Source organism: Pseudohaliea sp. (genome assembly GCF_040217025.1).
Classification (GTDB): domain Bacteria; phylum Pseudomonadota; class Gammaproteobacteria; order Pseudomonadales; family Halieaceae; genus Pseudohaliea.
Genome location: NZ_JAVJOA010000008.1, coordinates 870764 through 895188, shown reverse-complemented (window position 1 = coordinate 895188; position 24425 = coordinate 870764). Strand labels below are relative to the sequence as shown.

The window sequence follows — 24425 nt, the reverse complement described above, 5'->3', positions numbered from 1 at the left end:
CGGTTCACTCCTCTGGTCGTTATGACTCCAGGTACCGTTGCCGTTTGCGCGCGGTCAGCTTGTGAAGGTCCGCCATCACGAAGCTGTCCACGCAGTCGCCGAAGTCCCTGTCGACGTTGAACGCGCAGAAGCAGACCCCGTCCGGGCTGGTGGCCTGCGAGTAGTGCTTGTACAGCGTCGGCACGGGCAGGCCACGGCCCGCGAGGGCCTGCTTCAGGGCCTTGAAGTCCTCCTCCGCGTCGCAGCCGTCGAATTCAGCCGCCAGCCGCGTTTGCAGCTCCGGCGGTATGACGAAGGGCGTGCGGGGCGTGACGTCGAGGTGAGCGCCGCTGTAGTGGGTACCGTAGTAGTGAACGAGCCGCGCCGTGGCGTCGGTGCCATAGAAGCGGCTGATGGAGGCCGGTCCGAAGAGGTAGCGCAGCTGCGGCCGATCCTTCAGGTAGGCCCCGATCCCGTACCACAGGTAGTCGAGGCTGCCCCGGGTCTGGTAGCGCGGCTGCACGAAGCTGCGGCCGAGTTCGAGGCCCTGGCGAAGTAGCGGCAGCATGCTCGGTCCGTAATCGAACAGGCTGGCGGAATAGAGACCATCGAGGCCGTACTGATCGATGATGGCGCCGGCGTCCGCGATCCGGTAGGCGCCGGCAATTTCCATGGCATCCCGGTCCCAGAGGACCAGCTGCCGGTAGTACTTGTCATAGCGGTCGATGTCCCGCGGCTGGCCCGTGCCCTCGCCGACGGCGCGGAAGGTGAACTCGCGCAGCCGGCCGATCTCGCGCATCACGCAGGGCGCCGCATCCATCGTGCACAGGTAGATCACCTTGCCGTCGCGGGTTTCCCCGAGGCACTCGGAGGCGGCGAGCTCCGCGCGCAGGAGCTGCGGGTTCTCCGCCGGGGCCACCGTTTCCACGGAGCGGAAGATCGGCCTGCCGCTGCCGAGGCGGTAGACGTGCTTGCGGAACATGCGCGCGAGTTGGCGCGCCGAAAAGCCGTTGGCGGTATAGATCTCGTGCGGCACGGGCCGGCCGATACGCGCATCGACGGTGTTGTGGCTCTGCTTGAACATCTCCCGCACCAGCCAGAGCGTCGACAGCGGCTTGGCCAGCGCGGACAGGCTGTAGAAGAAGAGCGAGTTGCGGCCGGCGACGTAGACCGGCAGGATCGGCGAGCGCGTGGAGGTCGCCAGCTTGACGAAGCCGCTCTGCCACTCGCAGTCGCGCACGCCCCCGGGGCTCAGGCGCGAGACCTCCCCGGCCGGGAAGATGATCAGGGCGCCATCGGCGAGCAGGTGCTCCTTGATCGCCTTCAGGTTGTCGCGGGCCGAGCCGGCCGTGCCCATGTTCGCCACCGGCAGCAGCACGTCGTGCAGCGGGCCGATGGCAGTGAGCAGTTCATTCGCAACCACCTTTACGTCGGGGCGCACGCTGCGCACCAGCTTGAGAAGGGCGAGGCCGTCCAGGGAGCCGATCGGGTGGTTGGCGGCGATCACCACGCGGCCGGTGGAAGGAATGCGCGCGCGTTCCCGCTCATTCAGCCGCAGGTCGAAGTCGAAGTAGCGCAGCACCTCCTCGACGAAATCGAAGCCGCGCAGGTGCGGGTAGTCGGCGGCGAATTTCTGGAAGCGGGACTCGTAAAACAGGAAGCCGAGGAAGCGGCTGAGGGTCTGGGCGGAGCGCCGGTGGCGCTGGACGAAGTCGGGGTAGTGGGTGGCCAGCGTCCGTTCGATATTCAGCATGCGCGTCGGTTCCTCGGCATGGGGGCAGGGCAGGTCATTCCAGGATCTCGTCGACGGCATCCCCTTCCTGCCAGGCCGCGACGCGATAGTCGTGGTCGCCGGGTCCGCGGGTCTCCAGCACCGTGATGGAGCCGCCGGCCTCGAGGAAACGGTTGACCTCCTGGTTGATCGCTTCCCGGAGGCGCTGCTTTTCTACCGGGTTGACGTTTGCGTTGCTGTACTGCATGGCGACACCCCTTCGCTCGCTGTCGGGCTTCGGATGCGCTCCAGCCTGCGCGGGGTCTGTTAAGAAAAAACGGCGAAATTCTGAAATTTTTGTGACCGTGGACGGCCGGTCCGGGTCGGCGACCTGTCACAGAAACGTCACATAGAAATAACAATTCAGTAACAAAGCCTCTCTAGCATGCCGGGTGTCGATAAACGCGGCCTGGCTGCTCGTTTTGTCGTGTCCACATTCTCAAAGGGAAGAGGTCGATAATGCTCAGCGAACGATTCATGCAGCGCACACTGGTCCTCGCGATCACGTCGCTCCTGGCCGCCTGCGGCGGCTCCTCGGATAACGTGTCGCCCGGCTCCATCGTGGTAGAAGTACCCGTCGAAGGCCCCGGGCCCGATCCGGACCCGGACCCCGACCCTGACCCTGACCCCGATCCGGACCCCGACCCCGATCCCGACGTCACGCCCTCGGTCATCCCCGACGGCCTCGCCGATGTCATCACCGATTCCGGGCGCACGGCGTCCGGCGACTTCGGCAACAAGCCCATCTTCACTATTGACGTTTCGCAGCTCGCCGACGGCGAACTCGACCCGAACGGCCTGCTCCTCGGCAACGACGCGATCTTCGAGATTTCCGGCGGTGCGCTCTTCATCAGCGGCGGCACGCTGGAAATGGCGCCCGGTGCGGTCATCGCCGGCGGCTCCGAGTTCGACTTCCTGGTGATCAGCCAGGGCGCCCGGATCGACGCCGACGGCACGGCAGATCAGCCGATCCTCTTCACGGCGACCGCGGACGTGGAAGGCACGGTGGAAGAAAACGACCGCGGCCTCTGGGGCGGCCTGGTGATCAACGGCTTCGCTCCCATCAACGACTGCCCGGAAGGTGAAACCGGCGGCACGGAGGGCTGCATCAAGGAAGGCGAGGCCAACTCCGGCACCTTCGGCGGCGCGGACCCGGAAGACGACTCCGGTGTGCTGCGCTACGTCAACGTCCGCTACACCGGCTCCAACGTGGACCCGGAGAACCAGCTGAACGGCATCGCCTTCCAGGCTGTGGGCTCCGGCACCGTGGTCGAGTACGTGCAGGTGCACAATGCGCTGGACGACGGCATAGAGTGGTTCGGCGGTACGGTGAACGGCCGCTACCTCGCCGTGACCGGCGCGGCCGACGACTCGCTGGACTGGACCGACGGCTGGACCGGCGCGATCCAGTACGTGTACGTCGAGCAGACTGACTCTGCCGACAACGTCATCGAGGCGGACAACCGCGAGGGTGATGAGAACCTCGAGCCCCGCTCCAACCCGTCCATCGCCAACATGAGCGCCTTCGGCGCGGCTTCCGAGCGTGCCCTGCGCATCCGTCGCGGTACGGGCCTCGCCATGAGTAACAGCCTGATCACCGGTTCCGATCGTTGCCTGCGCATCGACGGCACGTCCCGGGACCTGCTTGGCAGTGACCTCACCTTTGCCGGTGTGACCTTCGATTGTGCGACCATGCACGACGAGGACTCCGACGGCGCCGTCGAGGCCTACCTCGACTCGGCGATGAACGTGTCGCAGAACGGGGGCAGTGTCGACCCGGTGACCCCGGCCGATTCCCGGCTTGAGCCCACCACCTTCGTCGGTGCCTTCGGCGCAACCGACTGGACCGAGGGCTGGACCACACCCGGCACCATCAACAACACCGACCAGCCCGATTTCGGTTGCCCGGCCGGTACCTCCGACGCGAACGAGACCATCGACGGTCTGCGCGTCTGCGACATTGAGGGCACGGTGACCAGCGACCTCACGCTGACCGCCAACAACCTCTACCAGCTGAACGGCAAGGTCACCATCGGTGACGATGCCAACCCGGCAACCCTCAACATCCAGGCCGGCACCACGGTGTTCGGCGGCACGAGCTTCGACTTCCTGGTCATTTCCCAGGGCTCGAAGATCGAGGCGAACGGCAGCCGCATGGCGCCGATCACCCTCACCGCGCGCGCCGATGTCGAGGGCACGGCCGATATCGAGACAGACCGCGGCCTCTGGGGCGGCCTGGTGATCAACGGCTTCGCGCCGATCAACGACTGCCCGGAAGGCGCCACCGGCGGCACCGAGGGCTGCACCAAGCAGGGCGAAGCCGATTCCGGTCTCTTCGGCGGCGCCGACCCGGCCGATGACAGCGGTACGCTGAGCTACGTCGTCGTCAAGTACGCCGGCTCCAACGTCGACCCGGAGAACCAGCTCAACGGCATCGCCTTCCAAGGTGTGGGTTCCGGCACGGAAGTCAGCCATATCCAGGTACACAACAACCTGGACGACGGCGTCGAGTTCTTCGGCGGCACTGTGAATGCCAAGTACGTGGTACTCACCGGCAACGCTGACGATTCCCTCGACTGGACCGATGGCTGGACAGGCTCCCTGCAGTACCTGGTGATCGACCAGGCCGACGATGCCGGTGACAACGGTATCGAAGCGGACAACCGCGAGGGCGACGAGAACCTCGAGCCGCGCTCCCTGCCGCGGATCGCCAACATGACGATCAACGGCAATCCTGCCGAGCGCGGTATCCGCCTGCGTCGCGGCACCGGCCTCGAGCTGTACAACAGCGTGGTGCGCGGGAGCGACAGCTGCCTCCGCATCCAGGGTGAGTCCCTGAACCTGCTGGGCTCGGGCATCATCTTCGACGGCGTGACGCTCGACTGTGCCACGGTCAACGAAGGTGACGATGTTGACGCGGTACAGAGCTTCCTCGACGACAGCAATGTCGCCGAGGGCCCCAGCGCTCCGGCCGCGGCAGACCTCTCCGGCGATGCCTTCTTCGATGCCACCGGCTTTGTCGGTGCCATCGAGGATCCGGCTAACGACTGGACCAGCGGCTGGACCGTGGGCATGCCCGACGGCAACGTGAGCTTCGGCTGCCCGAGCGGCACCGGTGACCTCGGCACCATCGGCGGCAAGCAGGCCTGCCAGCTCACCGGCACCATCGCCGGTACGCTGACGCTGACCCGCGACAACAACTACGTCCTCGACGGCAAGGTCACCGTCGGCGACGAAGGCGCCCCGGCGACGCTGAACATCGAGTCCGGCACCACGATCATCGGCAGCAATGCCGAGGACTTCATGGTCATCAGCCGCGGTTCGCAGATCTTCGCCCTGGGTACGGAGATGGCGCCGATCACCTTCACCTCCCTGTCCGACATCAACGGCGTCGTGGGCCCGTCCACCCGCGGCGAGTGGGGCGGCCTGGTGATCAACGGCTTCGCGCCGATCAATGACTGCCCCGCCGGTATCGAAGGCGGCACGGCCGACTGCACGAAGGAGGGCGAAGCCAACTCCGGGCTGTTCGGCGGCGACAACCCCACGGACTCCAGTGGCGAGCTGCGCTACGTCGTAGTGAAGTACGCGGGCTCCAACGTCGACCCGGAGAACCAGCTCAACGGTATCGCCTTCCAGGGTGTGGGCTCCGGCACGGTGGTCCAGTACATCCAGGTACACAACAACCTGGACGACGGCGTCGAGTTCTTCGGCGGCACGGTGGACGCCAAGTACGTCGTCCTGACCGGCCACGCCGACGACTCCCTCGACTGGACCGACGGCTGGACCGGCCGCCTGCAGTACGTCTACATCGAGCAGACGGACACGGGCGACAACGGCATCGAGGCGGACAACCGCGAAGGTGACGAGCTGGTGACCCCGGTCTCCATGCCCAGTATCGCCAACATGACCATCGTCGTCCGCGACGACCAGCGCGCCGTGCGCCTGCGCCGCGGCACGGGCCTGATGCTCTTCAACTCGGAGCTGCTCAACGGCGACACCTGCCTGCGGATCCAGGGTGAGTCTCTCAACCTGCTCGGCAGCGGCATCACCTTCGACGGTGTCCAGCTCGACTGCGCCACCAATGTCGAGGGTGACGACGTGGACGCGATCCAGAGCTTCCTGGACGGCAGCAACGTGTCCGAGGGCGCCAACCCGCCCCCGGCCGGTACGCTTCCGGCGGACGGCTTCTTCGAGCAGAACAGCACCATCGGTGCCGACGTGGACAGCTGGAAGGGCACCTGGACCTTCGGGATCTAAAGCCAGGTGACTTGCAGCGGCAAAGCAATGCCAGGCTCCGCGAGGGGCCTGGCTTGTTTTCGCCCATCCCTCCTACCGCGCAGGCTGCTGGCCCGCGCATGGAACAGGCGAAAGAGTGATGATGAAACGTAAAACCCTCGTGCTGTCCGTAGCCGGTGCCGTAGCGGCGATGACCGGCTCGGCCCGTGCCCAGGAGGAAGCTCCAGCGATCGCCCCGCCCGGGCAGATCGAGGAAGTCTTCGTCCTCGGCGAGTTCATCCCGGACGAGAAGCGTGATACGTCCGAGATTTCCAATATCCTCGACGTCGAGGACCTGTCGAAGCTCGGGGAAACGAGCGTCGGTGTTTCCCTCTCCCGGGTGACCGGCCTCAGCCTCGTCGGCGGCAAGTACGTCTATGTGCGCGGTCTCGGCGAGCGTTACTCATCGACGCTGTTGAACGCGACCCGCCTGTCGAGCCCGGTCCCGTTCCAGAAGACGGTACCGCTGGACATCGTGCCGAACAAGATCGTCGAGAGCCTGCTGGTCCAGAAGACCTACTCGGCGCAGTATCCGGGCGACTTCAGCGGCGGTGTCATCGATATCCGCACGAAGAGCACGCCGCAGGAGAACTTCGCCAACATCAAGCTCTCGCTCGGCGGCAACAGCGAGACCACCGACGGCGACGGCCTGCACTACAGCGGTGGCCAGTGGGATGGCTCGGGCTACGACGACGGCACCCGCGAAATTCCCCTGAATGTGCAGCAGCTCACCAGCGAGGAGTTCGAGGCTACCGAGTACCCCGAGCGAGCTGCGCTCGGTGCGAGCTTCTACAACAACTGGGATCTGCTCGAGAAGACCATGGAGCCCAACATGGGTGCCGAGGCCGAGCTCGGCTTCCGCCGGGAAATCGGTGAGGAGTCCGCGCTGGGTTTCATCGGCTCGGTCAAGTACAGCAACAACTGGCTCAACCGGAGCACCGATTACCGCCGCTACGAGTTCACCGGCGTCGACGGTGGCTCCAACCAGACCGTGGATTACGAGCAGTTCACCACCCGCCGCCGGGTGGGTCTCAATGCCTTCGCGACGGTCGGCTACGAGTTCGACTACAACAACTCGGTCTCGCTGACCTACACGCTCATGCGGCAGACTGACGACGAGACGCAGCTGGCGAAAGGCCTGTCGAGCGAGGACGACGTCACTGCCGACGCAACGCCGGTGGAAAACGTCCGCCTGCAGTGGACCGAGAACGAGATCGAGACTTGGCAGCTGGCCGGTGAGCATTTCATCGAAGCGCTCAACGATGCGGAGTTCACCTGGCGCCTTGTCGATGGGTCTGCCTACCGGGACGCGCCGGATACGCGCACCTACACCTATGCGGAGAACCGCGACGGCCTCGACGAGGTGGTGACCCCGAGCCGGCAGGCGGCCGGTGACCTGCGCGTGGTGTTCCAGGCGCCCGAGCGGAACTACGCCCGCCTCGATGACTCGCTCAGCGATTACGGCTTCGACTTCAAGGTTCCGGTGATGCTGGGCGGGGTAGACGTTTCCTTCAACTTCGGTGCGGGCTACTACGAGCGTACCCGGGAAAGCGAAGAGCGGCTATTCCGTTTCGACCTGACCAACAGCGCGCCCGATTTTGTCGCGCTGCAGTACCCGACGCAGCTGTTCGACCTGCGCAACTTCCAGAACGACTGGGTCGAGGTACGGGATTTCTCGGCCGGTGCAGCCAATGCAGCCGGGATCTTCCCGTTCGCCGAGTCCGGCGAAGAGAACGAGGCCTATTACGCCCAGTTCGATGCGCAGCTCACGGATCGACTGCGGCTCCAGGGCGGTGTGCGCTACGAGGACGTGCTCCTTTTCGCCGATGCCTGGGGTGGCAACACGGAACCGGGCACGGAAAATGCGGTTGAGCAGGAGTACCAGGACTGGCTGCCCGCAGCCTCGCTGACCTACGAGTTCATCGAGAACATGCAGGTGCGCCTGGCCTGGTCCGAGACGGTCAACCGGCCCAGCCTGCTCGAGATCACCGGTACGACAATCCGTAACCCGGAGAACTTCCAGCTCTACCGCGGCAACGTGTTCCTGGAGCAGGCGGAGCTCACCAACTACGATTTCCGCTGGGAATGGTACTTCGGCGCGGCGGACAGCATGTCGCTGGGCCTGTTCTACAAGGAGTTCACCGATCCCATCGAGCAGGCCCTGATCCAGGCGCAGAACGATATCTTCACCTGGTTCAACGCCGAGGAAGCCGAGCTGTCGGGCGTGGAGTACGACTTCCGCAAGGAACTGCTCTTCTCCGACTGGTTCGACCTGGACAGCGAGAGCTGGAACGACGCCTGGTACGACAATTTCGTGCTGTCGGCCAACGTCTCCTACATCGACTCGGAAGTGGTCCTGCTCGGCGAAGGGGAAACGGCCGCCGACGTCCCGATCACCGGGGGCCGGCAGATCGGCCGGCTCTTCGCCAACGAGCGTCCGCTGACGGGCCAGGCGGACTGGCTGGGCAACATCCTGCTTTCCTACGAGGACGAGTACCGCGGGATCGTTGCTTCCCTGGCCTACAACTACACCGGCGACTACATCGCCCTGGTCGGCGCCATCAACGCCCCGGACGTGATCCAGGAGGCCCGCGGACGCGTGGACTTGCTTTTCCGCTGGGAGTCGTCGTTCATGGACCAGGACTTCGAGCTCGAGTTCAAGGCCGCGAACATCTTCGACGAGCCCATCGAGTGGACGCAGGGCGGCCAGATCTACGAGAAGTATGACCTGGGCGTGACCTACTCGTTCGGCGTCCGCGCTAATTTCTGAAGCAGAGGTCCTCAACTTCCAGGGCGGCCCGGCCGCCCTTTTTTTCGTGCAGATGAATGCATATATACGGATAAGCGTATATACTGCGGGCACGTGACAGATGAGTCATGCCATGAACGCACACCGGTTTTTTCACTGCCTCGGGGAGCCCACGCGGCTGTACGCAATGCTCCTGCTTCACGACCGGGGCGAACTCTGCGTCTGCGAGCTGGTTGCCGCGCTCGAGCAATCCCAGCCCAAGGTCTCCCGGCACCTCGCCCAGCTGCGCCACTGCGAACTGCTGGCAGACGAGCGCCGTGGCCAGTGGGTCTACTACCGCCTGCATCCCGGGCTGCCGGCCTGGACCCTGGCGGTCCTCGAGCAGGCGGTGGAGGCGGAGTCTGCCGCCCTTGCCGCGATGCGGCAGCGACTGGGGTGCGCGAAGGGTTTGCCCGGGTCATCGGGAAGGGGAGCCCTTGCCTGTGGCTGACACTGCAAAGACCGTGCTCTTCGTGTGCACGCACAACCGCTGTCGCAGCATTCTCTGCGAGGCGCTGACCAATCACCTCGCTGCCGGCCGTCTGCGCGCAAAGAGCGCCGGCAGTCAGCCCGCCGGTGCCGTGCACCCCGCGACGCTGGCCGCGCTGGAGGCCCGGGGTATCCCCACGGACGGGCTCGAGAGCCAGTCCTGGGATGCCTTTGCAGGGCTCGATCCGGATGCGGTGATTACCGTCTGCGACAGCGCGGCGGGGGAGCAGTGCCCGCTCTGGATGGGCCGCGCTCCGAAGGTGCACTGGGGTCTGCCGGACCCCTCGAAGGTGGAAGGCACAGCGGCGGAGCAGGCCGCGGCCTTCGACGCGGTCATCGCGACGATCGAGGTCCGGCTCCAACGCCTGCTCGCGCTCGGTCTGGACAACATGAACCGCGCCGCATTCCTCGCGGCGCTCGAGTCACTGGCGGAGGAGGGCGCCTAGGCCATGGGATTTTTCGAACGCTACCTGAGCCTCTGGGTCGGGCTTTGCATCGTCGCCGGTGTGCTGCTCGGCAACGCCGCGCCCGGCCTGTTCCAGTTCTTCGCCAGCCTGGAGGTCGCCCGGGTCAACCTGCCGGTCGCCGTGTTCATCTGGGTGATGATCTACCCGATGATGGTGCAGGTGGACTTCTCGTCCATCCGCGAGGTGGGCCGCCGGCCGCGGGGCCTGGCGCTCACGCTGGTCGTGAACTGGCTCATCAAGCCGTTTACCATGGCTGCGCTCGGCTGGCTTTTCTTCCGGGTCATCTTCGCCGACCTGGTCGATCCGCAGACAGCGGGCGAATACATCGCGGGCATGATCCTGCTGGGTGTCGCCCCCTGTACCGCCATGGTCTTTGTCTGGAGCCACCTGACGAAGGGCGATGCCAACTACACGTTGGTGCAGGTATCGGTGAACGACCTCATCATGGTCTTCGCTTTCGCGCCCATCGCCGCGTTCCTGCTCGGGGTCAGCGATGTGGCCGTGCCCTGGGAGACGCTGCTCCTCTCCGTGGTGCTCTACGTCGTGCTGCCCCTCGTCGCCGGCGTGCTCACGCGCCACCGGCTCGATTCGGCCGACAACCACGAGCGCCTGAATCACTTCCTGGCGGTGCTGAAGCCCATCTCCATCGCCGGTCTCCTGGCCACGGTGGTGCTGCTTTTCGGCTTCCAGGCGGAGACGATCCTGGCCCAGCCGCTGGCCATCGTCCTGATCGCCATCCCGCTGCTCCTGCAGACCTACGGCATCTTCGCGCTGGCTTACGGGGCGGCGAAAGCCCTGCGCCTGCCGCACAACATTGCAGCCCCGGCCTGCATGATCGGCACGTCCAACTTCTTCGAGCTCGCTGTCGCTGTGGCCATTTCCCTGTTCGGCCTGCAGTCAGGGGCGGCCCTTGCCACTGTTGTCGGCGTGCTGGTGGAAGTGCCGGTCATGCTTTCCCTGGTGGCCATTGCCAATCGGACCCGGCACTGGTTCCCGGCCGCGGAGGCCGCCGCATGAATACAGAGCTGCCGAACCTGCAGGCTGACGCGTTTACGGCCATCGACGGCGAGCGCCTCTTCGGCGCGACGCGGTCAGCGCATCCGCCGCGCTTGCTGCTTCTCTACGGTTCTCTTCGCGCCCGCTCTTTCAGCCGGCTGGCCCTGCTCGAGGCCGAGCGCATCCTGCACCGCCTCGGCGCGGAGACCCGTGTCTTCGACCCGGCGGGGCTGCCACTGCCCGATGGTGCCGATGACGACCATCCGAAGGTGCAGGAGCTGCGTGAGCTGGCGGCGTGGAGCGAGGGCATGGTCTGGAGCAGCCCGGAGCGGCACGGGGCCATGACCGGCATCATGAAGGCGCAGATCGACTGGATCCCGCTCAGCCTCGGGGCTGTGCGGCCCACCCAGGGCAAGACCCTGGCGCTGATGCAGGTGTCCGGCGGTTCCCAGTCCTTCAATGCCGTAAACCAGATGCGGATTCTCGGTCGCTGGATGCGCATGCTGACGATCCCGAACCAGTCGTCGATTCCAAAAGCTTTCCTCGAATTCGACGACGAGGACCGGATGAGGCCCTCGGCCTGCTACAACCGCATCGTGGACGTCATGGAGGAACTGGTGAAGTTCACGCTCCTCACCCGCGATGTCTCGGGTTACCTGACGGACCGCTACTCGGAACGCGTCGAGAGCGCCGACGAGCTGTCCCGGCGCGTCAACCAGCGCAGCCTGTAGCGGCGGCTAGCTCTTCGGCACGACCCTGACCGGCAGTTCCGTGTAGCCCTTGACGAAAACCGAGGGCGTGCGCACCGGCGGGCCCACGACCTCGATGCGCTCGAAGCGGGCGAGGATTTCCTCCCACAGGATGCGCAGCTGCAGCTCGGCCAGCCGGTTGCCCATGCAGCGGTGAATGCCGAAACCGAAGGCGATGTGCTTGCGCACGTTCTCGCGCTCGATGCGGAAGGCCCCCGGGTCGTCGAACCTGCGCTCGTCGCGGTTGCCGGAGACGTACCACATCACGACCTTGTCGCCGGCGCGGATCGTCTGCCCGCCCAGCTCCGTGTCGACCTTCGCCCGCCGGCGCATGTGCGCGAGCGGCGTCTGCCAGCGGATGGTCTCGGATACCATGGCGGGGATCAGCGACGTGTCGGCGGTGAGCTTTGCGAATTCCCCCGGGTTGTCGTGCAGGCAGAGCACGCTCGCGCTCATGGTACTGCGCGTGGTGTCGTTGCCGCCGACGATGAGCAGCAGCAGGTTGCCCAGGTATTCTTCCGCCGACATGTCGCGGGTGGACTCGCCGTGGGCGAGCATGGAGATGAAGTCGTTCTTTTCCGGGGCCGCCGCGCGCTCCTCCCAGAGCCCCTGGAAGTAGACCAGGCAATCGAGCATGTGCTCGCGCCGCTCCTCCTCGCTGTCGATAAGGCCCATGCCCGGCGTCGCGACGGCCACGTCGGACCAGTGCGTGAGCTTGCGGCGCTCCTCGAAGGGGAAGTCGAAGAGGGTGGCGAGCATGCGCGTGGTCAGCTCGATGGACACCCGGTCCACCCAGTTGAAGGTGTCTCCGACCGGGAGCGACTCCAGCACGTCGATGGTGCGCTCGCGAATGATCGGCTCGAAGCCGGCGAGGGCCTTGACGCCCACGGCGGGGCTGACGGTACCCCGCTGCTCGTCGTGCCGCGGCCGGTCCATGGCGATGAACATGGGCAGCGGGAAGTCGTCCTCGGCGTCGCGGATGGTGATCGCGGGTTCGGAGGAGTAGATTTCGTGGGAGGTATCCACCTGCATGATGTCGTCGTAGCGGGTCACCGACCAGTAGGGGCCGAAGGCACTGTCGGCGCAGTAGTGCACGGGTGCCTCGTCGCGCAGCCGCTGGAACCAGGGCCAGTGCTTGTCCGCGGCAAACAGGTAGGGATTGGCAACGTCGATGGCATCCAGCGGCAGGCTGTAGGGGTCGACGTCGACCTGGGCGGGATCGTGCTCGGGGATCGGTGCGTTCATTCTTATGCTCCTGGCTCCAGTTCACCGGGGTCTGCCAGAGTGTAGGCCAGCGCCGCGGCGGGGTCATCCGGCGATGATTCCTGACCCGAAACTGTCATAAATCTGTCACCTTCATGGCGTAGAGTGCGCGCCATGAAGAATTCCAGCCTTTTCCGGGGCCGCGCGCTGGCCCCCATCGCTGCCCTGACGCTCGGCCTGTGCCTCGCCGAGGGTGCGCGAGCGCTGTCTCTCGGCCCCGACGAATTCGTCGCGGCGCGGGAAGTGACCTGCATCCTCGCCCAGGACGCCCTCGGCTACCTGGGGGAAGAAGATTTCAACACGCTCCTCGACGGCGCCCTCGAGCGTTTCGACGACAGCCAGGGCGATGTGATCTACGCCAAGGCCCTCGGCTACTTCGACGGCCTCATGTTCGGCATCCCCGACGGGAACGAGGGCCTGGTAAGCGAGCGCCTCCGGGCCTTCAACCAGAGCCAGGCCTGCTCCGGGCTCGTGGTCAGCAATTACGAGCTCTGAACGGCCGCGCCGCTGATCCGCTCCACCCATTGCATCGTAGGAATTTACGGCGGGGCATTTCCCGCCACCCCCTGAACCATCTCTTCCCCCAGATGGTTACTGGCCCGGCCCTCGCGGCCGGGCTTTTTTACTGCGTGTAGTGCCGCATTTCGACCGGGAGGACCCTTCATGCGCAGCATCATCGCCGGCCCGCTCATGACTCTGTTCACCACCCTCGGCCTTGCGCTGCAAGGCTGCAGCTCAGTCACCGTCGAGGATTACGCCGGCGAGACCCCGGCGCTCGTGCCGGAACGCTTCTTCGACGGCGACCTGGTCGCCTATGGCATGCTCAAGAACCGCGGCGGCGAGGTCACGCGGCGCTTCCGGGCCAGCATCAAGGCCTACTGGGAGGATGGCGTGGGCACGCTCGAAGAGGATTTCGTCTTCGACGACGGCGAGACGGACCGGCGGGTCTGGACCCTGACACCCACGGGGCCGGGCCGCTACCGGGGCACCGCCGGCGACGTGGTCGGGGAGGGCGAACTGACCGTGGCCGGTAATGCCATGTTCCTCGACTACGTGCTGCGCGTGCCTCGGGGTGACGGCACCATCGATGTCGTCATCGACGACCGCATGTATCTCATCGACGAACAGACGCTGCTCAATGAGTCCGAGCTGCGCAAGTTCGGTTTCCGCGTCGGTGAGCTTACCCTGGTGATCCGCCGCCTCGGGGACGCCGCGGGATGGTGAACCAGCGCCTCGCGAGCAGCCTGGGCTACGCGGGGCTCATCCCGTTCATCGCCGGCGCCGGCGGCGTCTGGGTCCTCCGGGACTACCCGCACGCGTTCGCGCAACAGGGCTTCCTGGTCTACTCCCTCGCGATCCTCTGCTTTCTCGCCGGAACGCTCTGGGGGTCCGCCCCCCAGGTCGCCCTGGGCGAGCGCACGCCGCGCATCCTGGTCAGCAACGGCGTGGTGATCTTCGCGGTCCTCGCCTTCCTGACGGCACAGCCGGTGCTCGCCGCGCTGCTTCTCCTGCTCGGGCATCTCACCCAGCTCTGGTACGAGCGCAATACGCTGCCGGCGGATTGGTACCGCCGCCTGCGCACGCGGCTCACGCTCGTCGCTGGCGCCTGTCACCTGGTCTACCTGGCCGGGCTGATCGCGATCCGCCCAGGCTAGGCAACGCTGCATTGCGCGTCCCCGCGGCGCACCCTAGACTATTGCCATCCCACCGTCCTCCCGAGGAGTACGCGGCGCCATGCGGCTGGTAGATAGCGCGGAAGAGGCCCTAGACGAGATTCAGTCCGGCGAGTTCATCTGGTGTCATTCCATGGCGGCGACGCCGAAGCGGCTCCTGGAGGGCCTTGCCGTACACGCCCGCTCGCGCAGCGACCTGACGCTCATGCAGCTGCATCTGGAGCACGCCGATACGGTCACCGATCCGTCCCTCGACGGCCACCTGCGGCACCGCTGCTTCTTCGCCGGCAAGCAGACGCGGGAGCTGATCAACCAGGGGCGAGCGGATTACATCCCCCTGTTCCTGTCCGAGCTTCCCAAGCTCTTCCGCAAGGGCGAGCAGCGGGTCGACACGGCCCTGGTGCAGGTGTCGCCACCGGACCACCACGGCAACTGTTCGCTCGGCATCTCCGTGGAAGCCACGGCAGCCGCCTGCGAGGTCGCGGGTCGCATCATCGCTCACGTGAACCCGAACATGCCGCGCACCCACGGCGACAGCTTCCTCAACGTGCGCCAGATTCACACGGCCTTCGAGTCCGACGAGCCGCTGCTCGCCGCGGGCGACCGCAAGCCCACGGAAGTGGAGAGCCGCATCGGTGCCAACGTCGCCTCGCTGGTCGAGGACGGCGCCTGCCTGCAGATGGGCATCGGCGCAATTCCGGACGCGGCCCTGCGCTGCCTCGGCGACCACCGGCGCCTCGGCATCCATACCGAGATGTTCTCTGACGGGGTGCTGCCCCTCATCGACAGCGGCGTCATCGACAACAGCGCCAAGCGCATCGGCCGCGGCCGCACCGTGACCAGCTTCGCCATGGGCAGTGCCGCCCTCTACGACTTCGTGCACGACAATCCGCAGGTGGCCTTCCTCGACGTGGAGTTCGTCAATAACCCCACGGTGATCGCCAAGAACCCGCGGGTCACCTCCATCAACAGCGCTCTGCAGATCGACCTCACCGGGCAGGTCTGCGCCGACTCCATCGGCCACCGTATCTATTCCGGCGTAGGCGGCCAGGTGGATTTCGTCCTCGGTGCGACCTACTCGGAGCAGGGCAAGAGCATCATCGCCCTGCCCAGCACGGCCCGGGGCGGCGCGTCGACGCGCCTCGTCTCGAGCCTCGCCGCGGGCGCCGGCGTGGTGACCACCCGGGCCCAGGTGGACTTCGTGGTCACCGAGTACGGTATCGCCGAGTTGCGTGGCCGTTCGCTGCGCGAGCGCGCCCGCGACCTGATTGCCATCGCCCACCCGGATTTCCGCGAGGCCCTGTCCCGCGAGGCACGCGATGACTTGAAGCTCAGCGTCTGAGACCATCCCCCGGGACCGAGCACCCTCGAGTAACGAACGCAGGAGACTTTCATGCACGTGATGCGTCTTGGTGAACCCGCCGGCCTCGACAGCCTCGCCCTGGACACGGCCGAGCCCCGGCCACCCGGGCCGGGCGAGGTGCAGGTGGAGGTCGCCGCCAGTTCCCTGAACTTCCACGACTACGTGGTCGTGACCGGCCTCATCCCCACGGCCCCGGGGCGCGTGCCGCTCTCGGACTGCGCGGGCACCGTCACGGCCGTGGGGGAGGGCGTAACCCGCTTCAAGGCCGGTGACCGGGTCATGAGCCATTTCTTTCCCGGCTGGCTCGACGGCACGGCCACCATGGAAAAGCTCCTCGGCGTCCCCGGTGACCACGTCGATGGCTTTGCCGCCGGCTCCGTAACCATGGCCGAAGCGGCTTTCGGCCCCATGCCCGCCAACCTGGACTTCGCCGAGGCCGCCACGCTGCCCTGTGCGGCGCTCACCGCCTGGCGTGCGCTGTTCGTGGAGACCCGGCTCAAGCCCGGTGACTGGGTCCTCGTGCAGGGATCCGGCGGTGTCAGCGTCTTTGCGCTGCAGTTCGCGCGGATGATCGGCTGCCGGGTGATCGCCACGTCCTCCTCCGACGAGAAGCTGGAGCGCCTGGGCGCCCTGGGCGCCGAGCATCTCATCAACTACCGCAGGGAAGCGAAGTGGGGCAAGGCGGTGGAGAAACTCACCGGGGGCCGCGGCGTCGAGCTGGTCGTGGAAGTCGGCGGCCCCGGCACCATCGGCGAATCGGTCCGGGCCGTGGGCTTCGGTGGCTGCATCGCCATGATCGGGGTGCTCACCGGGGTCTCCGGGGAGTTCCCCCTGGCGGCCATGTTCCAGAAAAACGCGCGCATGGCCGGCATCACCGTCGGCAGCCAGCAGGCCCAGGCCGACATGGTCAAGGCCATCGAGGCGGCGGACCTGCACCCGGTGATCGACAGCAGCTACCCGCTTGAGGACCTCGCCGCCGCCTTCCGGCACCAGGAGGCCCAGGCGCACTTCGGCAAGGTCTGTATCACCATGGGTTGAGCAGCGGGGCTCGGCGCCCCCGGCCGGGCGCCCCCCGGCCGGGGGCGCCTACTTCCGCTCGATCTCGTCGAGCTCGAGGTCGATGTTGTCGAAGGCGTCGCCCTTGTTCAGGCGGATGTGCAGCGACACGTTGTTCTTGGAATCGGCGTACTCGATGGCTGTCTCGGCGCTGATCTTGCCTTTCTCGTAGAGCTCGATAAGCGCCTGGTCGAAGGTGCGCATCTGGTATTTGCCGCCCTGGGCCATGGTGTCGCGCAGCTCCGAGAGGTCCTGCTTGGTGATAAGGTCCTGGACGCGGGGCGTGTTGATCATGACTTCCATGGCCGCGCACTTGCCGCCCTCCACGGTAGGCACGAGGCGCTGGGAGATGATGGCGCGCAGGTTCTGGGCCACGCGGATGGTCTCGTTGGCCTGGTCCTCCGCCGGGAAGAAGGTCAGCATGCGCTCCAGCGCCGAGACGGCGTTGTTGGCGTGCAGGGTGGTGAGACAGAGGTGCCCGGTGTTGGCGAACTTGAGAGCGTACTCCATGCTCTCCAGGTCCCGGATCTCACCGAGGAGGATCACGTTCGGGGCCGAGCGCATGGCCGAGCGGATGCCCGTGCTGAAGCTTTCCGTGTCGACGCCGATCTCGCGCTGGGCCACCACGGAGCGCTTGTGCTCGTGCAGGTATTCGATCGGGTCCTCCAGCGTGATGATGTGGCCGGCGGCATTGGTGTTGCGGTGGTCGATCATGGCGGCGAGCGAGGTGGACTTGCCGGAGCCGGTGGCGCCGACCACCACGATCAGCCCGTTCTTCTCCATGACCAGGTCGTTCAGTACCAGGGGCAGGCCGAGCTCCTCGACGCTGGGAATCTCGTTGCGCACGTAGCGGAAGACCAGCGAGGTCTCGCCGCGCTGCTTGAAGGCGGCGGCCCGGAAGCGGCCGAGGTTGGGCACGCCGACGCTGAAGTCCACTTCGCCGTTTTCCTCGAACTCCATGATCTTCCGGTCCGAGGTGAGGGAGCGGAAGATGCGGTCGACCTGGCCGGAGGCGAGACGCTCGCCGATCCAGGCAAAGCCGAAGGGTCCCTTGATGAGGATCTTCGCTCCGGCGTGGAGGTACATGTCCTCGCCTTCCTTGTTCACCATCAGGGCGAGGTAGGGGGCAATCTCGAGATCCGTATCCGACATCCTGTGATCCTCATGACGGGACTCCTGAAGTATCGCACCGGCGGCGGGCAGGTAAAAGCACGCTGTCAGCCCTGTGTCCGGCTAAAGCGCCCTTGTACTCTCATCCCTCAGCGGAAATAATCCCGGTTTTCCGCCTGTAGCTCAGCAGGATAGAGCAGCCGCCTCCTAAGCGGCAGGTCGCAAGTTCGAATCTTGCCAGGCGGACCACCTCATTGCAGAGGAAGCGCTCCATGCTGCGACCGCGCCACCTGTTCCTGCCGCTCGTCCTGTGCCTTGGCGCCTGCGCGCCGGCCAGCTACGACCTGCCGCCGCTTGCTGGCGGCGCCGACCGGCTGCCGGGCAAGGTCGTCTGGCACGACCTCATTACCGACACGCCGGAGGCCACAGAGCGCTTCTACGGTGAACTCTTCGGCTGGACCTTCGACCCCGTCCCCGGGGTTAACTACCGCCTCATCCGGCACGATGGCCGGGCCATCGGCGGCCTGGTCGACCAGGGCCGGCTGCCGGTGGAGGAGGACATCTCGCAGTGGGTGGCGCTGCTCGCGGTCGACGACATCGAGGCCGCTGCCGCCGCGGTCGGGCCGGCCGGCGGCCGGCTGCTCACGCCGCCCACGTCCCTCGGCCGTCGCGGGCGCGTCGCCGTGGCGGCGGACCCGGAGGGCGCCGTGTTTGCCCTGCTCGAGACCGGTGAGGGCGACCCGCCGGACCGGTCGCAGCCGCCGGCACCCGGGGGCTTTCTCTGGGACGAGCTCTGGGCAGTGGATACGGCCGGGGCCGCCGCCTTCTACCGCGGGCTGTTGCCCTACGAGTCCGAGACGCTGGCGCTCGCCGGCGAGCTGGATTACACCGTGCTCTCGGCGGCCGGGCGGCCCCGGGCGGGCATTCGGCCACACCCGTTGGCGGACAGCGCGCCGCTCTGGGTTAACTACCTGCGCGTGGCCGATCTCGCCGCGCTTGAGGACATCCTCACGCGGGTGGAAGACCTCGGCGGGCGCGTCCTGCAGCCGGCGACGGCGCGCCCCGCCGGCGGTTACCTCGCCGTGCTGCAGGGGCCCTCCGGCGCCGGCATCGCGCTACAGACCTGGCCCCTTGAACCCGCACCGGAGCGTTTGCCATGAAGACGTTTGCACGCCGCATCGCCGCACTGCTGCTGGCGGCCGCCTGCGCCAGCCTGGCCGGCTGTGAAGACCCGCAGGTCTACGGCAGCGTCGGTTTCTCCACCGGTTACAGCCACTACGGTTACGGCGGCTGGGGCAGCGGGATGCACAGCAGCATCAGCATCGGCGGGCGGATCCGCTAGCGGTCCGGCCGCTGCCGCGGCCGGCTAGAACTCCCAGCCCACCCCGGTGGTCAGGCCCCAGTCCGTGGCCCGGTCCGCGTTCTCGTCCAGGGCCTGGTTGTCGAAGCTGCCCCAGGCGCTCACGTCCCAGAACAGGTCCCGGTAGATCTCCCAGCGCAACCGCAGCTCCGTCTCGCCGCGGAGCCGGCCCGATTCGGTGAGGGAGGGGAACAGCGACAGGCTGTAGCGCAGGTCCAGGTCCGGGCTGTCGAAGCGCCACACCCCGTAGTCGATGGCGAACTCGCTCTCGAGGCTCTCCGTGTTCTCGCCGTCCTCTCCGAACTCCTCCAGGGCGCGCAGGGTGACGTAGCCGCTGAGCGTCGAACGCTGGGTGTCGATGAAGTAGCGCCCGATCCCCGCGCCGATGGTGAAGCGCCGGTCGAGGCCGAGCTCGTCGTTGCTCTCGAAGCTGCCCGAGAGCAGGCGGAAGTAGGTCGCGCGATCCGTCCACAGCTGCCTGCTCAGGTTCAGGCGCTGGCTCGAGCTCGTCTCCTCCTGGGTGGTGGTGACGGTGTTGCGCGCGGTCAGGCGGTTGAGGGAGCGCTCGTCCTCGTAGCTGATGTCGGCCTTGAGCTCGCTCGTGGAGACATTGCTCGCCCGCGTGTAGGCAAAATTGAGGCTGGTGTAGATGTCGAGGCGGTCCAGGGCTTCCTTCTCGATGGGTCGCAATTCCACCAGCTCGTCCCAGGCGATGCTTCGGTTGTCGGAGCCCTCGCGCAGGGTGATCGCGCCGGGCTGCTCCCCGGGCCCGACGGCGCCGTAAAAGCGCTCGCCGCTGGCGAGGCGGATCTCGTAGTAATAGCGCGATTCGACCGAGGCCACCTCTTTCCATTCCACCTCGACGGTGCCCATGGCATCCGTGCCGAAACTGACCAGGCCGCCGCGAAGCGCCTGGATTTCGCCGGTGAGCCGGTCGCCGTTGTAGAGCACGAGAGTGTCGGTCTTCGGGTGCGCCGCAGCGGTCCCGGCGATGCCGAGGAGACAGAGAGCCGCCAGGGCATTGAGGCAGGAGTAGAGAAGACTCCGTCGCAACCGGTGGCACAGGCAGGACATGGCAGCAGCTCCGCAGGGCGTTCATGCCATTGTGCCCCATGGCGCCGGCGCGGGGGAGCCGGCCGGCCTTGCATTCGACCGGGGCGCGCTGCACGATGACTCCGGCGGTCGCCAGCGGGGCGGCCCGACGCTCAGCGGAAGCCGTGTTGCCGAGAATTGTCGCCAGGATCGCCTTGCTTCTTGCCGTCGCGGCAGCGCCCGCGGACGCCTCGCTGCTTCCCGACGGCCCGGCCGTGCAGGCGCAGCGCGCGGCTTACCGGGATGCGCTCAGCGCCCTGCAGGGCGGCGAGATGGCCACCTTCGAGCAATTGCGGCGGCGCCTCGACGACTATCCCCTCGCGCTCTACCTCGACTACTTCCGCCTGACCCGGGAGCGGCGTTTCGTGCCCGGCGCCCGGGCCGCGCGCTTCGTGGAGCGCAGCGCGGGCTCACCGGTGGGCAACCGCTTCCTCGATGCCTACCTGCACCAGGCCGGGCGCGACGGGCGCTGGGACGATTTCCTGGCTGCGGCGACCGCGCGGCCGCGGGATGTCACCCTGCAGTGCTACTACCACCGCGCCCAGCTCGCGACCGGGCAACGGGACGCGGCCTTCGCCGGCGCCGCCCGCCTCTGGGTGCACGGCTACTCCCGCCCGAAAGCCTGCGACGCGCTGTTCGCGCCCTGGCTGGCGGCCGGCGGGGCCACGGCCGACCGCGTCTGGTCCCGCCTCGGGCTCGCCTTCGAGGCGCGGCAGGGTTCTCTCGTGCGTTATCTCGTCAGCCTGTCGCCGCCGGCCCTGGAGGCCGACGCGAAAGCCCTGGCCCGGCTCTACCGGGAGCCGCAGCGGCTGGAACATCACCTCGATGCGATCTCCCCGGCCCGCCGCGACGAGGCCCTGCACTGGGGCCTGCGGCGCCTGGCCCGCTACCACCCGCTGCGGGCGCTGGACGCCTGGCGCGCTCGCGGCCCGGCCCTGCCGGCGGACGACCCGGGCCGGGCCGGCACCGAGTGGCGCATCGCCTTCCAGGCGCTGCTCGCGAAGGAATCCGCCGCCGCACCCTGGATCGACGACAACCTGGCGGCCTGGGGCGATGACCAGCTCACGGCCATGCGCCTGCGCTGGCTGCTCGCCGAGGCCGACTGGCCGCGCTTGCTGGCGGTGGCGCCGGCGCTGACGGCCGCGGAGCGCGAAGCGGCGCAGTGGCGCTACTGGCGCGGTGTGGCCCACGAGGCGATCGGCGAGCGCGAGGCCGGCCGCGAACTCCTCGCCGCCGCCGCGACGGAGCGCAGCTACTACGGCTTTCTCGCCGCGGAGCATCTCGACGTGCCCTATGCCTTCAATCACCGCCCGCTGCCGCCGCTGGCCGCGCCGCCCGAGCTGCTGGCGAAGCCGGGACTCCGGCGGGTGGGCGAGCTGCACGTGCACGGCGAGGCGCGCGACGCGCACGCGGAGTGGCGGGGGGTGCTTCTCGGGGAGGACCGGGACACCCGGCTCTCGCTGGCGGCCCTGGCCGCCGCGGAAGGCTGGTACCACCTGGCCATCGATGCCGCCAACGAGGCGGCGGCCCACGATGCGCTGGAGCTGCGCTTTCCGCTGGCCTACCGCGACGTGTTCACGGCGCGGGCGCAGGCGCTGGGGGTCCCCGAGACCGAGCTGATGGCCATCGCCCGGCGCGAGAGCGCCTTTTTCCCGGCGGCGCACTCCAGCGCCGGGGCCCGGGGTCTCATGCAGGTGCTCCCGGCGACCGGGCGCCAGGTCGCCAGCCGCCTCGGGGTCGTCGCACCGGCCGCAGCGCTGTACCGCGTCGAGGACAACGTGCTCATCGGCAGCGCCTACTACCGCCAGCTCCTCGAGCGCTACGGCGACAACCGGGTGCTTGCGCTGGCGGCCTACAACGCCGGGCCCAACCGGGTCGACAACTGGCGCGGCAGGGACCTCCCGCTGGAAGCCTGGATCGAGACACTGCCGTTCCGTGAAACCCGCGATTACGTCAAGGCCGTGCTCGCCTACCGGGTGCTCTTCGACTACCTGCAGGGCGGGGCACCGAGCCTGTTCCGGCCCGCCGAACGGGCGGCGCGCTACTGACCACCATGACTCCAAGGCACAGCTTCATCCTGCCGGTCCTCGACGAGGCCGGGCGCCTCGGGCCGCTGCTCGCGCGGCTGCGGGCTGCCTTCCCGGGCGCCGAGTGCATCGTCGTCGACGGCGGCAGCACGGACGGCACGGTTCCCGAGGCGCTCGCCGCGGCGGACCTGGTGCTTCTCGGCGAGCGCGGCCGCGCTGCGCAGATGAACCTCGGTGCCGCCGCGGCCCGCGGCGAGTGGCTGTGGTTCCTGCATGCGGACACCGAGCCGCTGTTCGATGCCGTCGCCGTCGAGGCGGCGCTGGCCGCAGGCAGCCCCTGGGGTTTCTGCCGGGTGCGCTTGAGCGGCCGCGCGCCGGCGCTGCGGTTGATCGAGCGCGCCATGAATATCCGCTCCCGCCTGTCCGGGATCGGCACCGGTGACCAATTGCTGTTCCTGCGCCGGAGCCTGTTCGAGACGGAAGGCGGCTTTGCGCCGGTGCCGCTGATGGAGGACGTGGAGTTCTGCCGCCGTTTGCGGCGGCGGGCGCGCCCGGGCGGTGCGGGGCTCGCGGTGCGCACGTCGAGCCGGCGCTGGGAGGAGAACGGCATCCTGCGCACGGTCCTGCTCATGTGGACGCTGCGGCTGCGCTACGCGCTGGGTGCGTCGCCGGCCAGGCTGTGGGCTCGCTACTATGGCTGACGGCACGCCTCCCGGCACGGGAGAAGGCGCGGGCGGGAGCGCGGTCGAGCGCATCGTTTCCGCGCGCCGCCTCCTGCAGTTCGCGCGCGAGCCGGTGCCCGGCCGGGTGAAGACGCGCATGCAGCCGGTGCTCGATGCGGCTGGCGCCTGCGAACTGCACAGCGCGCTGCTCACGCACACGGCGCGGCAGCTCGCCACGGTGGACTGTTGCGAACGCGAACTCTGGGTCGCCGGGGACCCGTCGCACCCGGTGCTGGCGCATGCCGCGGCCCTCGGCGGGGCCGCAGTGCGACGCCAGCAGGGGGCGGACCTCGGCGAACGCATGCTGCACGCGCTGGCCACGGCGCTCGCGGACTCACCGCGGGTCGTACTGGTGGGCAGCGACTGCCCGGGGCTCGATGACGCCTATGTCGAGGCCGCCTTTGCGGCCCTGGCCACGGCGGACGTGGTGCTAGGGCCGGCTCTCGATGGGGGCTACGTGCTGATCGGTGTGCGCCGGGTGGATGCGCTGCTGTTCCGGGGTGTGGACTGGAGCACGAGCAAGGTGCTGGCACAGACGCTGGCGCGGGTGGACGCCCTGGGCTGGCGGGCGGCGCTGCTGGAACCCCGGCGCGACATCGACCGCCCGGAGGACCTCGCCGCCTGGCAGCAGGCTAGCGGAGACTGAAGGCGCGGTTGCGCGCCGGGGCCGCTGCGGCGGCCGGGAGGGGCTGGTTGCCGAGGCCGGCCCGCTCACAGAGCAGCCAGGCGATCGCCGTGCAGTAGGACAGGTTCGTGCGCAGCTCGTGATCCGGGTTGCTGAGGAACGCCCGCTGGCTGGCAAGGCCGCGCACGCGGCTGGCGATCTCCGGCCGGAAGGCCAGGTAGCGGTCCCAGATATCCCGGTGCTGGGCCGGCGTGATGTGGTAGAGGCCAAGGCCGTCGCCGCTGCGGGCGAAAAGGCCGACTTCCGGGCCGTCGATGGCCGCGCTGAGCAGCCGTTCCTCGAGGGCGTCAGTCCAGGCGCCCAGGTAGGTGAGGGTGGGACGTATGACCTCTTCCCTCAGGTGTTCCGCCGTGATGTACATGACCGGTCCCTCGCAGTGTGCCGTGCCTGTTGTTCTGCTTCGTCCACGGTGGCGACGCCGACTTGCCGGTCCCGGTTACTTGAGGGGTCCTTGTCGTTGTTCTTTCCCCGGCGCTGCCGCCTGTGCCGCGGCCTTGCGCTCGTACCCCGGAGCATCCCACGGCTTTAGGTTTAGCACAGGGAAAAGGCAGAATTCAATA

22 protein-coding genes and 1 tRNA gene are annotated in these 24425 nt (G+C 67.6%); 17 read left to right on the top strand and 6 right to left on the bottom strand.

Features of this window, described 5'->3' with window-relative positions:
* Window positions 1-19: 19 nt before the first annotated feature.
* Together olsF and RKE50_RS08310 are read right to left on the bottom strand one after the other, a co-directional pair.
* Window positions 20-1732: a bifunctional ornithine lipid synthase OlsF gene (gene olsF / locus RKE50_RS08315; RefSeq protein ID WP_350035799.1), complete on the bottom strand. Its 1713-nt coding sequence runs from the start codon at window positions 1730-1732 to the stop codon at window positions 20-22.
* A 34-nt stretch (window positions 1733-1766) separates the two neighbouring features.
* On the bottom strand, window positions 1767-1958 hold the full coding sequence (locus RKE50_RS08310; RefSeq protein ID WP_350035798.1) for a hypothetical protein: 192 nt from the start codon (window positions 1956-1958) through the stop codon (window positions 1767-1769).
* Between the two features lie 251 nt (window positions 1959-2209).
* Between RKE50_RS08310 and RKE50_RS08305 the strand changes: the two genes are divergently transcribed.
* The 6 genes from RKE50_RS08305 to arsH all read left to right on the top strand — a co-directional run bounded on the left by RKE50_RS08305 (window position 2210) and on the right by arsH (window position 11496).
* Window positions 2210-6007 (top strand): beta-helix domain-containing protein, encoded by a 3798-nt coding sequence (locus tag RKE50_RS08305; RefSeq protein ID WP_350035797.1) that lies wholly within the window; start codon window positions 2210-2212, stop codon window positions 6005-6007.
* A gap of 118 nt (window positions 6008-6125) precedes the next feature.
* Window positions 6126-8795: a TonB-dependent receptor domain-containing protein gene (locus RKE50_RS08300; protein ID WP_350035796.1), complete on the top strand. Its 2670-nt coding sequence runs from the start codon at window positions 6126-6128 to the stop codon at window positions 8793-8795.
* A 112-nt stretch (window positions 8796-8907) separates the two neighbouring features.
* Window positions 8908-9264 (top strand): metalloregulator ArsR/SmtB family transcription factor, encoded by a 357-nt coding sequence (locus tag RKE50_RS08295; protein ID WP_350035794.1) that lies wholly within the window; start codon window positions 8908-8910, stop codon window positions 9262-9264.
* Window positions 9257-9748 carry an arsenate reductase ArsC gene (locus RKE50_RS08290; protein WP_350035792.1) on the top strand — a complete coding sequence of 164 codons (492 nt, stop codon included), beginning with the start codon at window positions 9257-9259 and terminating at the stop codon, window positions 9746-9748. Before RKE50_RS08295 ends, RKE50_RS08290 begins: the two co-directional genes overlap by 8 nt.
* 3 nt (window positions 9749-9751) lie before the next feature.
* Window positions 9752-10786, top strand: coding sequence for an ACR3 family arsenite efflux transporter (gene arsB, locus RKE50_RS08285; protein WP_350035790.1), 1035 nt, complete (start codon window positions 9752-9754; stop codon window positions 10784-10786).
* Window positions 10783-11496 carry an arsenical resistance protein ArsH gene (gene arsH / locus RKE50_RS08280; RefSeq protein ID WP_350035788.1) on the top strand — a complete coding sequence of 238 codons (714 nt, stop codon included), beginning with the start codon at window positions 10783-10785 and terminating at the stop codon, window positions 11494-11496. The genes arsB and arsH overlap by 4 nt, the downstream gene beginning before the upstream one ends.
* Before the next feature lie 6 nt (window positions 11497-11502).
* On the opposite strand, the gene RKE50_RS08275 is transcribed toward arsH, so the two are convergent.
* Complete coding sequence (locus RKE50_RS08275) at window positions 11503-12759, bottom strand: cytochrome P450 (protein WP_350035786.1); 1257 nt, start codon at window positions 12757-12759, stop codon at window positions 11503-11505.
* A gap of 132 nt (window positions 12760-12891) precedes the next feature.
* On the opposite strand from RKE50_RS08275, the gene RKE50_RS08270 reads away from it, so the two are divergent.
* The 5 genes from RKE50_RS08270 to RKE50_RS08250 all read left to right on the top strand — a co-directional run bounded on the left by RKE50_RS08270 (window position 12892) and on the right by RKE50_RS08250 (window position 16851).
* Window positions 12892-13272, top strand: a complete 381-nt coding sequence (locus RKE50_RS08270; RefSeq protein WP_350035784.1) for a hypothetical protein — start codon at window positions 12892-12894, stop codon at window positions 13270-13272.
* 168 nt (window positions 13273-13440) lie between these two features.
* Window positions 13441-14001: a DUF3833 domain-containing protein gene (locus tag RKE50_RS08265; protein WP_350035783.1), complete on the top strand. Its 561-nt coding sequence runs from the start codon at window positions 13441-13443 to the stop codon at window positions 13999-14001.
* A complete protein-coding gene (locus RKE50_RS08260) occupies window positions 13995-14432 on the top strand; it encodes a DUF3429 domain-containing protein (protein ID WP_350035781.1) in 438 nt (145 codons plus the stop codon). Before RKE50_RS08265 ends, RKE50_RS08260 begins: the two co-directional genes overlap by 7 nt.
* A 79-nt stretch (window positions 14433-14511) precedes the next feature.
* Complete coding sequence (locus tag RKE50_RS08255; RefSeq protein ID WP_350035779.1) at window positions 14512-15792, top strand: acetyl-CoA hydrolase/transferase family protein; 1281 nt, start codon at window positions 14512-14514, stop codon at window positions 15790-15792.
* A gap of 51 nt (window positions 15793-15843) precedes the next feature.
* A complete protein-coding gene (locus RKE50_RS08250) occupies window positions 15844-16851 on the top strand; it encodes a zinc-dependent alcohol dehydrogenase family protein (RefSeq protein ID WP_350035778.1) in 1008 nt (335 codons plus the stop codon).
* 48 nt (window positions 16852-16899) lie between these two features.
* Here RKE50_RS08250 and RKE50_RS08245 read toward each other — a convergent pair whose 3' ends face one another.
* Window positions 16900-18021 (bottom strand): PilT/PilU family type 4a pilus ATPase, encoded by a 1122-nt coding sequence (locus tag RKE50_RS08245; protein WP_350035776.1) that lies wholly within the window; start codon window positions 18019-18021, stop codon window positions 16900-16902.
* A 130-nt stretch (window positions 18022-18151) separates the two neighbouring features.
* Between RKE50_RS08245 and RKE50_RS08240 the strand changes: the two genes are divergently transcribed.
* From RKE50_RS08240 to RKE50_RS08230, 3 genes are all read left to right on the top strand, one after another.
* Window positions 18152-18228 (top strand) — tRNA-Arg (locus tag RKE50_RS08240).
* A gap of 23 nt (window positions 18229-18251) precedes the next feature.
* Window positions 18252-19139: a VOC family protein gene (locus tag RKE50_RS08235; protein WP_350035774.1), complete on the top strand. Its 888-nt coding sequence runs from the start codon at window positions 18252-18254 to the stop codon at window positions 19137-19139.
* Window positions 19136-19321 (top strand): hypothetical protein, encoded by a 186-nt coding sequence (locus RKE50_RS08230; protein WP_350035772.1) that lies wholly within the window; start codon window positions 19136-19138, stop codon window positions 19319-19321. The genes RKE50_RS08235 and RKE50_RS08230 overlap by 4 nt, the downstream gene beginning before the upstream one ends.
* A gap of 24 nt (window positions 19322-19345) precedes the next feature.
* On the opposite strand, the gene RKE50_RS08225 is transcribed toward RKE50_RS08230, so the two are convergent.
* Window positions 19346-20413, bottom strand: coding sequence for a DUF481 domain-containing protein (locus RKE50_RS08225; RefSeq protein WP_350035770.1), 1068 nt, complete (start codon window positions 20411-20413; stop codon window positions 19346-19348).
* 146 nt (window positions 20414-20559) lie between these two features.
* On the opposite strand from RKE50_RS08225, the gene RKE50_RS08220 reads away from it, so the two are divergent.
* Genes RKE50_RS08220 through RKE50_RS08210 form a run of 3 tightly spaced genes read left to right on the top strand, consistent with a single transcriptional unit; the run spans window position 20560 to window position 23826 of the window.
* Window positions 20560-22479 (top strand): transglycosylase SLT domain-containing protein, encoded by a 1920-nt coding sequence (locus RKE50_RS08220; RefSeq protein ID WP_350035768.1) that lies wholly within the window; start codon window positions 20560-20562, stop codon window positions 22477-22479.
* A 5-nt stretch (window positions 22480-22484) separates the two neighbouring features.
* Window positions 22485-23159 (top strand): TIGR04283 family arsenosugar biosynthesis glycosyltransferase, encoded by a 675-nt coding sequence (locus RKE50_RS08215; RefSeq protein ID WP_350035766.1) that lies wholly within the window; start codon window positions 22485-22487, stop codon window positions 23157-23159.
* Window positions 23152-23826: a TIGR04282 family arsenosugar biosynthesis glycosyltransferase gene (locus tag RKE50_RS08210; protein WP_350035765.1), complete on the top strand. Its 675-nt coding sequence runs from the start codon at window positions 23152-23154 to the stop codon at window positions 23824-23826. The genes RKE50_RS08215 and RKE50_RS08210 overlap by 8 nt, the downstream gene beginning before the upstream one ends.
* Here the strand turns inward: RKE50_RS08210 and RKE50_RS08205 are convergent.
* Window positions 23813-24226 carry a hypothetical protein gene (locus tag RKE50_RS08205; protein WP_350035763.1) on the bottom strand — a complete coding sequence of 138 codons (414 nt, stop codon included), beginning with the start codon at window positions 24224-24226 and terminating at the stop codon, window positions 23813-23815. The two genes, RKE50_RS08210 and RKE50_RS08205, sit on opposite strands and share 14 nt — an antisense overlap.
* Window positions 24227-24425 lie beyond the last annotated feature (199 nt).